A 12749-nucleotide genomic window follows, 5' to 3' on the forward strand; every position below is an offset into this window, starting at 1 on the left:
ATTCTATTCCTCCCCAAGCATTTGTCTTAAATCATCAAATGTTTCACGAACCGGTGCTACTCTACCATTCTTTACATCATCTTCCGCTTCTGTAAGAATTTCCAAAAGTTCTATTCTTGACTTCATTCTTTTATATTCCTCATACGAAAGAGAGACTGTATCACCACGACCGTTTACTGTGATTATAACCGCTTCATTTTCTTCTCTGCATTGTTTTGAAATTTCACTATAATGATTTCTTAAATCTGCAGATGGTCGTATTGTTTCCTGTAATGCATGCATAAAAAACACCTCCGCCTATATTATAGTCACATCATATCATAATTTGACTATGTTATCAAGTTTTCCATTCGTAAACCATCGTAAACCATCGTAAAACCATAAAACCCATAACAAAATTCGGAAGGAATTTTTGTTACTTTTTACTATATCCATGTTCATTTCTGGAAAAAGAATGTGCCTTGGCACATTCACGGTCTAAGCGATTTTTCTTTTAACAAAATTTTTGCAGTTCTTTATATCTAAAATACTGTGTTGCTGAAAAATGTGATGAATGTATGGTTAGTCGATAACGGTGACATCTTTATCCCACAAAAACTCTCTATGTCCATTCCAATCAACCCCATAAAAGGTAGCCGCCTCTGTATCATTTTCAAAAACTTCTAATACATCAAACTCTGTTCCATTTTCCACCAAAAAGTATTCACTATATACTTCACTGCTTGGCTGGTCTGTTAAATATGCTCCATTTGAATTCGTAACCTTCACCCGAAACAGCACCGGCTCCTCTGTTTCTGTCTCCGTCACTGCCTCGGTCTCTGTCACGACCTCATTTTCTACCTTTGCCTCCGTTGCTGTCTCGCTCTCTGTCTCAGTTGTGGCAACTGCTTCGGTCACTTCTGTGGCGGCTGGATTTGCCTGCTCTTTCGTGCTGCCACAGGCTGTAACTGATATTGCCATAAGTATCGTTAATACTCCTGTCATAACTTTTTCCGCTATTGCTGTTGAAATCTTTCTGTTTTTCATAAATGTCCGCCTTTCCTGTTTATCTTCCTTTTATCATTTGAACTGCTCTCTATTTTAGTACATATATTTACTAAAATCAATAGTAAACATCTTTATTATGATAAATTAAAAAAGTCCTCTGCAAGACATACTATTTTTAGGATATATTCTGGATTTTTTGAGAATTATATAAATTTATTTTTGAAAAATTCCGGATTTATTTTTAGATTTGGAGATTATATGGATTATATACAGCGAATGCGTAATTTACGCGAAGACCATGACAAAACCCAGCAGGAAATTGCCGACGTTCTCGGAACTTCCCAGACCATGTATGCCCGTTACGAACGTGGTGCTAATGAGCTTCCTATCCGCCATCTTCTGAAGCTCTGCCATTACTATAGTGTTTCTTCCGATTATTTTCTTGGTCTTTCTGATATAAAAACAGCTCATTTACGCCATAAAAATGCAACATAAAAGAGAGGAAATTTCATCTTCTGAATTTTCCTCTCTTTTTTACATCTTGTCCTATAGGTCTACATTTTTCTATTTTTTACTCGTGACGCAATGCCTCGATTGGGTCTAAGTTTGCTGCCTTATAGGATGGCAGAAGACCGAAAATAATTCCGATAATCATGGAGAATACCACGCCGCCTACGGCTGCCGGTGCACTGATGGCAACCGGTGTGGTACTAAGTTTTGAGATAATCTCAGCTAATATGATTCCCACCAGAACTCCAATCAATCCGCCTAAACTGGTAAGTACTGCTGCCTCGGTTAAGAACTGTCCTAAGATAACAGACTTTCTTGCTCCGATTGCTTTCTTCAGACCAATCTCACTGGTACGCTCCGTTACGGATACCAGCATGATATTCATTACACCGATACCGCCAACCAGAAGGGAAATTCCGGCAATCCAGATTAACATGGTATTGGTGGACTGGCTCAACTGCTGAATTTGTTTTGCCTGCTCCAGTAAGTCTTCGGATTTGTACTTAATGGTATCATCCGATGTTGCAAGATAGCCATTTAAAATATCGGCACTCTTCTTTCCTGCATTGGTCATATCGCTGGTGCTCTTTGCTTTAATGAGAACCTGCTGTGGTTCGTCATAACGATAGATAATCGGCCAGGTTACAGATGGTACATAAATCTTACCACTGCTGTCCTGGGAATAAGTATAATAATCATCCATGGAATTGATAACCGGTTCGAACTGCTCGCTCTTGGTTGCAATTCCTACAACAATATATGGCTGCTGCTTAATCTCAATGGTCTTTCCAATTGGATTCTCGCCCTGAAATAATGCTTCTGCAGAATCTTCATCTAAGATTGCGACCTTTGCAAAATCACTGTAGTCCTCTTCGGTAAAGCAGCGCCCGCTCTTCATAATCATTCCCGCAGTATTAAAGTAGCCATTGTCTACTCCCATAATATAACCGCCGGAAAGAGAAGTATTTTTATAGTATGCTCCATCATAATCCTGTCTGGAAAGGAATAAAGATGCATCCTCTACTTCATCCAGATCTTTAATCTGCTCCAGTGCTTCATTTGTAATTACCGGAATTCCACCCGGTACACTTCCATAGGAAAAATCCATGGAATAATCTCCCTGATACAACTGCACTGTAACATTGTTATCGCCTGCGCCAATCAGGTTCTGCTCAATCTGTTCATTCGTTCCTTTAATCGTAGATACAATTGCAATAATTGCTGCAATACCAATAATAATACCCAGCATAGTTAAGAAGGAACGCATCTTGTGTGACCAGATACCCTGAAAAGATAATCTTAAATTTTCTAACATGTTCGTCCCTCCTACTAATACATTTCAGTTCCGGAATCTTCATCCTTATTGGTTTTGACTCCTTCTTTTGCTGTCTTGCCATATGGAAAAGCAAGATAATCATCCATTGTAACTCCGGATTTGATTTCTACTGCATATCCGTATATGGTCTTTCCTGTCTTCACATACTGCTTTACCAGATGACCGGTTCCATCATCCTTCATGACATAGCTCTTACCATCTTCCTTACGCACATACGCTTTATCCAGATAAATCTTATCAGAAGCATCTTCATCTCCGCCAAGATTGATGGAAAGGCTTAAGTTATCTCCATTGCTAAGTCCGGTACTGTCTTCAATATATGCAGTATAACCATAATAGGAGGCATTTGGATTACCACTGCCATAATATCCATTTGCATCTTCCGGGTAATCATTAATCTCTGTTATCGTTGCATCGAATACCATTCCGGTGCTCCAGGAGGTTGCTGTAACACTCTGTCCCACCTTCACCTGTTCCAATGCAAGCTCATTTAGTATTCCTTTTACATATAGACCATCCGAACCGGAAAGTGTCAAAAATGCACTTCCATCATTTGGAAGATTATCCGGATCTCCTGCTTTCTTTACGGTACCATTAAACTCAGCATAAACCATTCCATCTTCTGACTGGCTTTCCATCTGTTTCAACGCAAGCTCCGCTTTTCTTTTATCCAGATCAAGCTTAGTCAGTTCTTTTTCTTTATCCGCAATCTCTTTTGCCAGTTCATCTGCCGTATATCCGCTCTGCTGGTTATCATCCGGTACAGATGGTGTATCCGGTACAACCGGTTCGACCGGGGTATCCGGGATATCCGGCTCATTAATTACTTTACTTCCATCAATAACATACCATTTTGCATCCGGGTCTGCTTCCTCTAAAGCTGCACCGACTTTTGTCCATGCACTGATTAAGGTTCCGGCTACGGTATTTCCGTCATGAATTTCAAATACCGCAACCTTCCCCTCACTTTTCAATGTATTCAGATAGCTTCCATAGACATATGCTTCCTTTGTACATAAGAAGCGGTATGGATTCTCCTGGCTTCCATCTCCGGTATATGGTTGCGCCGTTGTTGAAATATAATTATAGGCATCTCCGTTCTTCTCTTCTACCGTATCCGGTGTGGTTACAGAAGTATCCGTAGATGGTGTTTCCGGTGCTGATGGTGTCACACTGTCTACAGACGGTGTACTTGTTGTGGTATTGCTGACCGGCTTGGTATTTTTAAGCTTTTCCAATTCCTTCTGTGCTACAGCAATATTATTTTCGGTCGTCTGGATGTCTAATTTCTTCATCTCAATTGCAAGGTCAATATTGGTCATATCATACTGTAACAGTGGGTCACCTTCGGATACTTCCTGTCCTTCTGTTACAAATACTTTCTGAACGGTCTGCTCTGTGCTGACATAAACATCCTGCTGCTGTCCATTGGTCACGGTTCCGTCACTTTCCATGCTGTCACCCCAGAAACCGGTATTTAACATGGATACTGACTGTACCTCTGCTACCAGCTTACTGTTCTGGTATGCCCGGTATCCTACTACTCCTCCGGTGATTCCACCTCCGGTTAAAACTACGATTAGAATTGCAATTATAACTTTCTTTTTCATGCCTTGCCCTCCTCATCGTCTGTAAATATTTCTCCGTCTACTATATGGAGGATTCTCTTTGCCTGCTTTGCAATATTAATATCGTGGGTAATCATGACAATGGTAACGCCCTCATCATTCAGGCTCTGGAACAGTTCCATAATCTGTTTACCGGATTTCTGGTCCAATGCTCCGGTCGGCTCATCCGCCAGTAAAATCTTCGGATTATTTACCATGGCACGGGCAATTGCCACTCTCTGCTTCTGTCCACCGGAAAGCTGTGTCGGGCGGAATCCGGAACGGTCTCCTAAGCCTACACGCTCCAATGCCTTCTGTGCTCTTTCTTTCCGTTCTTTCTTCTTTACACCGGCATAGCTCAGCGGAAGTGATACGTTATCCAGTGCACTTTCCCTTGGCATCAGCTGAAAACTCTGGAATACAAATCCAATACTGTTCAGTCGGACAGCCGACATCTCACGGTCTTTTAAGTTTAAGACATCCTTTTCTGCCAGTTCATAGGTTCCGGAAGTCGGTCTGTCCAGACATCCGATAATATTCATCAATGTTGTCTTTCCGGAACCGGACGGTCCCATGATAGCAACATATTCTCCTTCTTCTACCTGTAAAGATACATCCTTCAATACCGGAACTACCAGTTTATCCTGATTGTAATCTTTATAGATATGCTGCAGATTCAGAATCATTCAACCACCTCCGAATCTGTCGCACCTGACTCGCCGCTATCTGTTAATTCAGTTCCGGCTTCATCATATATTCCTTCGTCCATGTATTCGGTTCCGTCAGTATTATACATGCCTTCATCCATAGATTCAGTTCCGGCTTCATCATACATTCCCTCATCCATACCGGAATCATCTGTAGATTCCTGATTGTATAACGGAGAAGAATAATCTACTTCTTCCATATTGGTAACTGCAGCTACACCCTCATACAGTCCCTGCATCGGGAATGCAATCAGGTCATCTTCAGAAAGTCCGGATTTAATCTCATATTCACCCAGATTTTCATCATGCTCGCCTAATTCCACTTTACGTTTTTCCAGACGGTTCTTCTTATCTGCTGCCCACACATATGGGTCTCCATCATCCTGCACAATATAATAGTCATACAGCCAGAGTCCTTCCTTTTCTTCAACCTCGCCCTGTCCGTAATCCGGCTCTATATATAAATGCTGTCCTAACATCAGTCCGTCTGTACTGTCCAAAGTAACATAAAATGAATACTTGGACGCAGAATCTCCGGAGCTGCTTCCATCATACATATAAGAAGAATTACTGTCAGTCTGCGTGCTTTCAGTATCAATCTTGGAAATACTTCCTGTCCAGGTCTGCGTCTCATCTAATCTGGAACGTAAAATAACCGGTGTTCCCTCAGATATTGTTCCTACAGAAGTCTCATCAATCGTTCCCTTTACACGGTACTCGCCTGTAGCTAATATTTTCATATATGCTACAGTATTTCCATTGGAATCCACCCCGTTTTCATTGATTTCTTTTACAACACCAGCCATCTTACTGGTTACTTCTGAGTTGTCGATGGATTTCTGGTATTTGTCAATCTCTGCCTGTTTGCTTTTCTTGTTATATTCTGACTGCTTAATGGAAGTCTGCAGAGTCTGAATCTGTGTGGTATATTCAAACTGCTGGTCTTCCGGTGCACTTGCTTTTTCTTTCTGTAATTCTGCAATCTGTGCATTTGAATTTGAAATGTCATTTGCAATGCCTTCCATCTCAAGCTTTGCCTGGTCTATCTGCATCTGCAAATCCTCTGTATCATAGGAAAATAATACGGTTCCCTCTTCTACTTCATCACCAACAGAAACGTATACTTCCTTTACCTTACGTTCGGAATCCTTATTTATCTCTAAGGTCTCCTGTGGTTCTACCACACCACTGTAACGGTTATTGACTCCTGCTGACTGGTTCATGATTGCAGATACTTTTTCTACATATACCTTGTCTGCCGAATTTCCACCACTGCTCTTTCCTCTTAGGAAATAGAATCCTACTCCGGCTGCAACTACTGCAGCTGCAATAACTCCAATAATAATGCCTACCTTCTTTTTGCTCATCTGTCTCCTCCTGAATAATTCCTTTTTTCTGCCTTTTACCTGTAGAAGCTGCCGTTGGCAGTTTCTCAGGAATGCCTGACAATCGAAAAAATAGCCGTAAAGCTTTCATACTTTACGACTATTTTATCATTTTCTTATCTGAAATACAGCATGGATAATTCCTAAGATTTCTTAAGAAATCATTAATTTCCTGACGAAATTTTTTGTAATTTATTTCAAAGGATATTTTGCAGTTAACTCTGATACGATTGCTCTTGCTTTTTCAGAAGCTGTTTCACCCTCTTTAATCATCATGGCAATTGCTTCTGCAATCTTATCCATATCCTCTGTATTCATGCCTCTTGATGTAACAGCTGCAGTACCGAGACGGACGCCACTGGTTACAAATGGAGACTTTGGATCATTCGGAATGGTATTCTTATTACAGGTGATATTTACAGAGTCTAATAATTTTTCTACTGCCTTACCTGTCAAATCATAATTAGTAAGGTCTACTAACATCAGATGGTTGTCAGTTCCGCCGGATACAATCCTGATGTCACGGCTTAATAATCCCTTGCAAAGTGCCTGGGCATTATCAATAATACCCTGCTGATATACCTTGAATTCCGGCTGTAACGCTTCTTTTAAGCAGACTGCCTTTGCTGCAATGACATGCATTAAAGGTCCACCCTGGATTCCCGGAAATACTGCCTTATTAAAGTTATATTTATCTGCTGCTTCCTGATTGCAGAGAATCATTCCGCCTCTTGGTCCTCTTAAGGTCTTATGGGTTGTTGTTGTTACAACATCTGCATATGGGATTGGGCTTGGATGAAGTCCTGCTGCAACAAGTCCTGCGATATGTGCCATATCAACCATAAGAACTGCACCACAGGCATCTGCGATTTCACGGAATTTCTTGAAATCAATGGTTCTTGCATATGCAGATGCACCTGCAATAATCATCTTTGGCTTACATTCCATTGCAATCTGCATAACATTGTCATAGTCAATGAAGCCTTCATCATTTACACCATAAGGCACAATATGGAAATATGTTCCGGAGAAGTTTACCGGACTTCCGTGTGTTAAATGTCCACCATGGTCTAAGTTCATTCCCATTACGGTATCACCCGGTTTTAAAATAGCAAACTGTACAGCCATGTTTGCCTGTGCACCGGAATGTGGCTGTACATTTACATAGTCACAGCCAAACAGCTCTTTTGCTCTCTCAATTGCCAGGTTCTCTACAATATCAACGCAGTCACATCCACCATAATATCTCTTTCCCGGATATCCTTCTGCATATTTATTGGTCATTACACTGCCCATTGCTGACATTACTGCCGGGCTTACCCAGTTCTCAGATGCGATCAGCTCAATGTGGCTGTTCTGACGGTCAAATTCTTTGGTAATGGCATCTGCAACTTCCATGTCCACTGCCTGAATATCTTCTAATGTATACATGTTTCTTCTCCTTCTCTATGTGATTTTCTTTAGGCGATTGCAAAAGGGGACAGCTTTTCTTTCAAAATTTTGCTATGAAAGGGGATTTGGAGTCTGCACTGAAATCCCGCAGTTCTAAAAGGCATGTTTTGCGTAACGCGATAAAAACATACACTTAAGAACTGCTGGCATTCCAGTACAAATAACTTCAAATACCCTTTTATATCTAAAATTTCAGAAAGTACATCTATCCAATTTCGCAATCGCCCAATATATTTACTTTGAGTATCATTATAAGTGATAGCCTGATTCAACGCAACTGTAATTTTACGCATTACCGTAAAAAAGTGCATTTTCAGAAATCTTTTCCAATTTCCTTTTCTAGGTGTCGTATTTCATATTATACTGCCACTTAAATATGGCAGTTCCAATGATTACAATATAGCCTGCAATACTGAGGACATCCGGTATCTGATCCAGGAACAGAATGCCAAGAAGTGCTGCAAAGACAATCTGGGTGTAATCAAAAACAGATATCTCTTTTGCCGGTGCTTTCGTATATGCTGTGGTAATGCAGATCTGTCCGCCTGCTGCACATACGCCAGCCAGCATAAGGCAGACAAACTGTGTCATGCTCATAGGCTTATATCCGATGATAAAAAATGGCAATGTGACAACACAGGAAAAGAGTGAAAAACAAAGGACAATAACCGGTCCCTTCACTCCCATTTTTCCCAATTTACGCACATAGGTATAAGCAATTCCTGCACCCAGTCCGCCCAGTGCTCCAATCAGTCCGTAAACAAACTGTATATCAAAGGATGGCTTAATGACAAGTAGTGCTCCGGTAAATGCCAGCACAACTGCTCCCCATTCTACTTTATTTGCCTTTTCCTTTAAGATAAAGGTTGACATAATAATTGCAAAGAAAGGCGATAACTTATTTAACATATTGGCATCTGCAATATTCAGCCGGTCAATGGCATAGAAATTACAGATTAATCCTACCGTTCCGCAGAAGCTTCGCATGAAGAGTCCGCCCCAGCTTTTCTTTGGTGCATAGAATGGCTCTTTTGCCCGGATGAGCAGAAAAGCTGCCACAATGGCAGCTACTGCATTTCGGAAAAAAGCCTTTTCCATCGTAGGCAGGTCTCCTGACAGCCGGACAAAAAATGTCATCAGTGCAAAGAAGAAGCCTGCTCCTATAATAAATAAAATTCCCTGTCTTTTTTCCTGTTTCATATGATTCTTTCTATTCTGCAAGCAGTTTTTCTACGCTTGCAAGTTTGACGCAAAGTACAAAAATTTTAGTTGCTGTCTCAAGTTCTTCCATAGTCGGGAAGCTTGGTGCAATACGGATAACAGAATCCTCCGGGTCTTTTCCATAAGGGAAAGGTGCTCCTGCCGGTGTCATAACAACGCCTGCTTCTTTTGCTTTGGCAACAACACTCTTTGCACATCCCGGTAAAGTATTAAAGCAGATGAAGTATCCACCCTTCGGGCTAATCCAGGAACCGATTCCAAGCTCGCCTAATTCATCCTGCAATGTTCTTTCTACCATTTCAAACTTCGGACGCATAATTGCTGCCTGTTTCATCATATGTGCATTGATTCCGTCAATATTTTTGAAATAACGTACATGACGAAGCTGATTAATCTTATCATGTCCGATGGTCTGCATCGTAAACTGTTTTTCAATGAACTCAAGGTTTGCCTTAGAGGTTACAATTGCTGCGATACCGCTTCCTGGGAAGCTTACCTTTGATGTAGAGCAGAATTCATATACCATATCCGGGTTGCCGGCTTTCTCACATTCGCTGATGATATCTAAAAGGTCATCCTGCTCATCTTCATAGAGATGATGTACTACATAGGCATTGTCCCAGTAAATACGGAAGTCTTCTGCTGCCGGCTTTAATGCTGCCATACGGCGGACAGTTTTATCGGAATAAGTGATTCCCTGAGGATTGGAATATTTTGGTACACACCAGATTCCTTTAATGGAATCATCGCTGCTTACCAGACGCTCTACCATATCCATATCCGGTCCTTCGGAAGTCATCGGTACATTTACCATTTCTACACCGAAAAATTCTGTTACTCCGAAATGACGGTCATAGCCCGGTACCGGACATAAGAATTTTACTTTATCCAGTTTGCACCATGGTGTACTTCCCATGACACCGTGGGTAAAGGAACGGGATACGGTATCGTACATAACATTTAAACTGGAATTACCGTATACAAAAACATGGTCCGGTGTGCTTCCTACCATATCTGCAATTAATTTTCTTGCTTCCGGAATTCCTTTTAATTCTCCATAATTTCTACAATCTGTACCATCTTCTGCAATTAATTCACTGCTGCTGTTTAATACATCCAGCATCGGCATGACAAGGTCGAGCTGGGTTGCTGCCGGCTTTCCTCTTGCCATATTTAAAGAAAGACCCATTCCCTTGTATTTTGCATACTCTTTTTCAAGACCTTCCTTTACCTTATACAATTCTTCTTTTGACATTTCCTGATAAGACTGCATCTTATTCCTTCCTCCTGTATCATTCATCATTTTCTTTTAACCAGTGAAGCCACTGGGCGATTTCTTTTTCTTTTCCATTGTCGGTCGGCTCGTAAAATACCGAATCCGTCAGCCCATCCGGAAGATACTGCTGTCTGACATAGTGGTGCGGGTAATCATGGGAATAAAGATAACCCAGACCATGTCCTAATTTTCCGGCGGATTTGTAATGTGCATCCTTTAAGTGATTTGGTATCGGTGCCGTTTTGGTATGTTCTACCACATCCATCGCACGATTCAGTCCCATATAGGATGCATTACTCTTTGGTGCACTTGCCACATAGGCAACTGCTTCTGCAAGAATAATCTGTGCCTCTGGCATACCGATGCGTTCTACTGCCTGTGCTGCAGAAACCGCTACATTCAATGCCATCGGGTCTGCTGTACCAACATCCTCTGCCGCGCTGATCATGATTCTTCTTGCGATGAAACGGATATCTTCTCCTGCATATAACATTCTTGCGAGGTAATAAAGGGCTGCATCCGGGTCTGTTCCACGGATACTTTTGATAAATGCAGAAATCGTATCATAATGATTATCGCCTGCCTTATCATATTTCACTACACGCTTCTGGATACATTCCTGTGCCACATCGATTGTAATATGGATAAGTCCGTCTTCGCTTCGTGGTGTGGTTAAGATTCCAAGTTCAATGGCGGTAAGAGCTGCTCTTGCATCTCCATTGGCAACATCTGCCATGAATTCCAGTGCATCCTCATCGATGACTGCCTGATATGCACCCATTCCTTTTTCCTTATCAGTAACTGCCCGCACCAAAAGCTTCTTAATATCTTCTTTTTCCAGTGCATGCAGTTCAAAAATAATGGAACGGGATAGTAAAGCTCCATTGACTTCAAAATATGGATTTTCCGTTGTGGCACCAATCAGGATAATCGTTCCGTCTTCTACAAAAGGCAGAAGGTAGTCCTGCTGTCCTTTATTAAAACGATGAATCTCGTCGATGAAAAGAATCGTTTTCTTTCCATACATTCCCTGATTGTTCTTTGCCTGCTGCACCACTTCCTCCATGTCCTTCTTTCCTGCAGATGTAGCATTCATCTGAAGGAATTCAGCACTGGTGGTATTGGCAATCACTTTTGCCAGCGTGGTCTTTCCGGTTCCCGGCGGTCCATAGAAAAGAATAGAACTTAACTTATCTGCTTTAATGGCACGATATAACAGCTTGTCCTTTCCGATAATATGTTCCTGCCCGACTACTTCGTCTAAGGTCGTGGGACGAAGTCTTGCCGCAAGGGGAGACTCTTTTTCCATATTCTGTTCCCGCATGTAATCAAATAAATCCATTTTTGCTCCTTGCATAATTTCAAAACGAATCTTGCATTTTTACTCTTATTTTTCTTCATTTTTATACTTTTTTGGTTTCAAAATGACATTTGAGCTTTAAAATAATTCATTTCATCCTAAGATACCATACCTTAATTTTTGCCTTTTGACAAGTCTATTCTGGTATTTTTTCTCGATTTTCCAGTGAAAACACACAAAAAATCCATTGAAACATTCTTTTTTCTCAAGGTAACTCAAATATCAGCTTATCTACCGTTACAAATTCATAACCCTGTGCCTGCAGCCGGTCAATAATCTCAAAGGCTGCCAGCATACTGCTGTCATAACCGTCATGTAATAAAATAATATCACCATCTTTGACATCCGTCATTACTTTATTGACGACTTTTTCCTTATTCTGCACCTCCCAGTCCCTTGGGTCTACATCCCAGAGCACCTCTATCATATTCATCTGACAGTCCAAATTCTTCTGGGTGCTTCCGAAAGGAGAACGCAAAAACTGCGGATATTCCCCGGTAATCTGATAAATGGCATCATTGGTCTTTCGAATCTGCTCACAGGCATCTTTCTTCGATAAGATGCCAAGGTTCACATGGGTATAGGAATGATTTCCTATGATATGCCCATCATCCTGAATTTTCTTTATCAAATCCGGATATGCCTCTGCTTTCTCTCCGATTACAAAAAAGGTTGCTTTGACATTGCGCTCCTTCAGCCCTTCCAGTAAATCTTTCGTACATTCCGGGCTTGGTCCATCGTCAAATGTCAATGCAACCTCTTTTATTCCACTTGTTTTCTTTATATTCATGCTCTCTGCATTTACCAGATGATTGACACGGATCCGACAGGCTCCGGCGGCAATTACCAATACCGCCAGTGCCAGATTCATCCATATCAATGCTTTTCGGATTCGACTCATTTTACAC

12 protein-coding genes are annotated in these 12749 nt (G+C 41.3%); 1 reads left to right on the top strand and 11 read right to left on the bottom strand.

The window, feature by feature from the left end; translation table 11 throughout:
* Positions 1 to 3 precede the first annotated feature (3 nt).
* The gene (locus tag DXB39_RS05780) at positions 4 to 282 is read right to left on the bottom strand and encodes a type II toxin-antitoxin system Phd/YefM family antitoxin (RefSeq protein ID WP_022243932.1); all 279 of its coding nucleotides are present in this window, start codon (positions 280 to 282) and stop codon (positions 4 to 6) included.
* Positions 283 to 561: 279 nt separating this feature from the next.
* Positions 562 to 1026: a hypothetical protein gene (locus tag DXB39_RS05785; RefSeq protein ID WP_117840594.1), complete on the bottom strand. Its 465-nt coding sequence runs from the start codon at positions 1024 to 1026 to the stop codon at positions 562 to 564.
* A 219-nt stretch (positions 1027 to 1245) separates the two neighbouring features.
* Here DXB39_RS05785 and DXB39_RS05790 point away from each other — a divergent pair, with 219 nt between their 5' ends.
* The gene (locus DXB39_RS05790; protein ID WP_117697564.1) at positions 1246 to 1482 is read left to right on the top strand and encodes a helix-turn-helix domain-containing protein; all 237 of its coding nucleotides are present in this window, start codon (positions 1246 to 1248) and stop codon (positions 1480 to 1482) included.
* 76 nt (positions 1483 to 1558) lie between these two features.
* Here DXB39_RS05790 and DXB39_RS05795 read toward each other — a convergent pair whose 3' ends face one another.
* The 9 genes from DXB39_RS05795 to DXB39_RS05840 form a co-directional block, all read right to left on the bottom strand.
* Positions 1559 to 2812 carry an ABC transporter permease gene (locus DXB39_RS05795; protein WP_117697562.1) on the bottom strand — a complete coding sequence of 418 codons (1254 nt, stop codon included), beginning with the start codon at positions 2810 to 2812 and terminating at the stop codon, positions 1559 to 1561.
* 14 nt (positions 2813 to 2826) lie between these two features.
* Positions 2827 to 4443: a biotin/lipoyl-binding protein gene (locus DXB39_RS05800; protein ID WP_117697560.1), complete on the bottom strand. Its 1617-nt coding sequence runs from the start codon at positions 4441 to 4443 to the stop codon at positions 2827 to 2829.
* Positions 4440 to 5126: an ABC transporter ATP-binding protein gene (locus DXB39_RS05805; protein WP_117697558.1), complete on the bottom strand. Its 687-nt coding sequence runs from the start codon at positions 5124 to 5126 to the stop codon at positions 4440 to 4442. Before DXB39_RS05805 ends, DXB39_RS05800 begins: the two co-directional genes overlap by 4 nt.
* Entirely contained in the window at positions 5123 to 6514 is a 1392-nt protein-coding gene (locus DXB39_RS05810) for an efflux RND transporter periplasmic adaptor subunit (RefSeq protein WP_117697557.1), read from the bottom strand. Before DXB39_RS05810 ends, DXB39_RS05805 begins: the two co-directional genes overlap by 4 nt.
* A gap of 210 nt (positions 6515 to 6724) precedes the next feature.
* Positions 6725 to 7963: a serine hydroxymethyltransferase gene (gene glyA, locus DXB39_RS05815; RefSeq protein ID WP_117697555.1), complete on the bottom strand. Its 1239-nt coding sequence runs from the start codon at positions 7961 to 7963 to the stop codon at positions 6725 to 6727.
* Between the two features lie 360 nt (positions 7964 to 8323).
* Entirely contained in the window at positions 8324 to 9184 is an 861-nt protein-coding gene (locus DXB39_RS05825) for a DMT family transporter (RefSeq protein ID WP_117697551.1), read from the bottom strand.
* 10 nt (positions 9185 to 9194) lie between these two features.
* Entirely contained in the window at positions 9195 to 10478 is a 1284-nt protein-coding gene (locus DXB39_RS05830) for an aminotransferase class I/II-fold pyridoxal phosphate-dependent enzyme (protein WP_117840592.1), read from the bottom strand.
* Positions 10479 to 10497: 19 nt separating this feature from the next.
* Positions 10498 to 11823: a replication-associated recombination protein A gene (locus tag DXB39_RS05835; protein WP_022243922.1), complete on the bottom strand. Its 1326-nt coding sequence runs from the start codon at positions 11821 to 11823 to the stop codon at positions 10498 to 10500.
* 223 nt (positions 11824 to 12046) lie between these two features.
* The gene (locus DXB39_RS05840; RefSeq protein ID WP_022243921.1) at positions 12047 to 12742 is read right to left on the bottom strand and encodes a polysaccharide deacetylase family protein; all 696 of its coding nucleotides are present in this window, start codon (positions 12740 to 12742) and stop codon (positions 12047 to 12049) included.
* Positions 12743 to 12749 lie beyond the last annotated feature (7 nt).

Source organism: Roseburia sp. OM03-7AC (assembly GCF_003462625.1).
GTDB lineage: Bacteria > Bacillota > Clostridia > Lachnospirales > Lachnospiraceae > Roseburia_C > Roseburia_C amylophila.

Bases quoted from the DNA above. Each gene is read 5' to 3' on its own strand.
- DXB39_RS05795 (WP_117697562.1), bottom strand. From the start codon at position 2,812: ATGTTAGAAAATTTAAGATTATCTTTTCAGGGTATCTGGTCACACAAG.
- DXB39_RS05840 (WP_022243921.1), bottom strand. From the start codon at position 12,742: ATGAGTCGAATCCGAAAAGCATTGATATGGATGAATCTGGCACTGGCG.
- DXB39_RS05785 (WP_117840594.1), bottom strand. From the start codon at position 1,026: ATGAAAAACAGAAAGATTTCAACAGCAATAGCGGAAAAAGTTATGACA.
- DXB39_RS05835 (WP_022243922.1), bottom strand. From the start codon at position 11,823: ATGGATTTATTTGATTACATGCGGGAACAGAATATGGAAAAAGAGTCT.
- DXB39_RS05800 (WP_117697560.1), bottom strand. From the start codon at position 4,443: ATGAAAAAGAAAGTTATAATTGCAATTCTAATCGTAGTTTTAACCGGA.
- DXB39_RS05805 (WP_117697558.1), bottom strand. From the start codon at position 5,126: ATGATTCTGAATCTGCAGCATATCTATAAAGATTACAATCAGGATAAA.
- DXB39_RS05790 (WP_117697564.1), top strand. From the start codon at position 1,246: ATGGATTATATACAGCGAATGCGTAATTTACGCGAAGACCATGACAAA.
- glyA (WP_117697555.1), bottom strand. From the start codon at position 7,963: ATGTATACATTAGAAGATATTCAGGCAGTGGACATGGAAGTTGCAGAT.
- DXB39_RS05830 (WP_117840592.1), bottom strand. From the start codon at position 10,478: ATGCAGTCTTATCAGGAAATGTCAAAAGAAGAATTGTATAAGGTAAAG.
- DXB39_RS05825 (WP_117697551.1), bottom strand. From the start codon at position 9,184: ATGAAACAGGAAAAAAGACAGGGAATTTTATTTATTATAGGAGCAGGC.
- DXB39_RS05810 (WP_117697557.1), bottom strand. From the start codon at position 6,514: ATGAGCAAAAAGAAGGTAGGCATTATTATTGGAGTTATTGCAGCTGCA.
- DXB39_RS05780 (WP_022243932.1), bottom strand. From the start codon at position 282: ATGCATGCATTACAGGAAACAATACGACCATCTGCAGATTTAAGAAAT.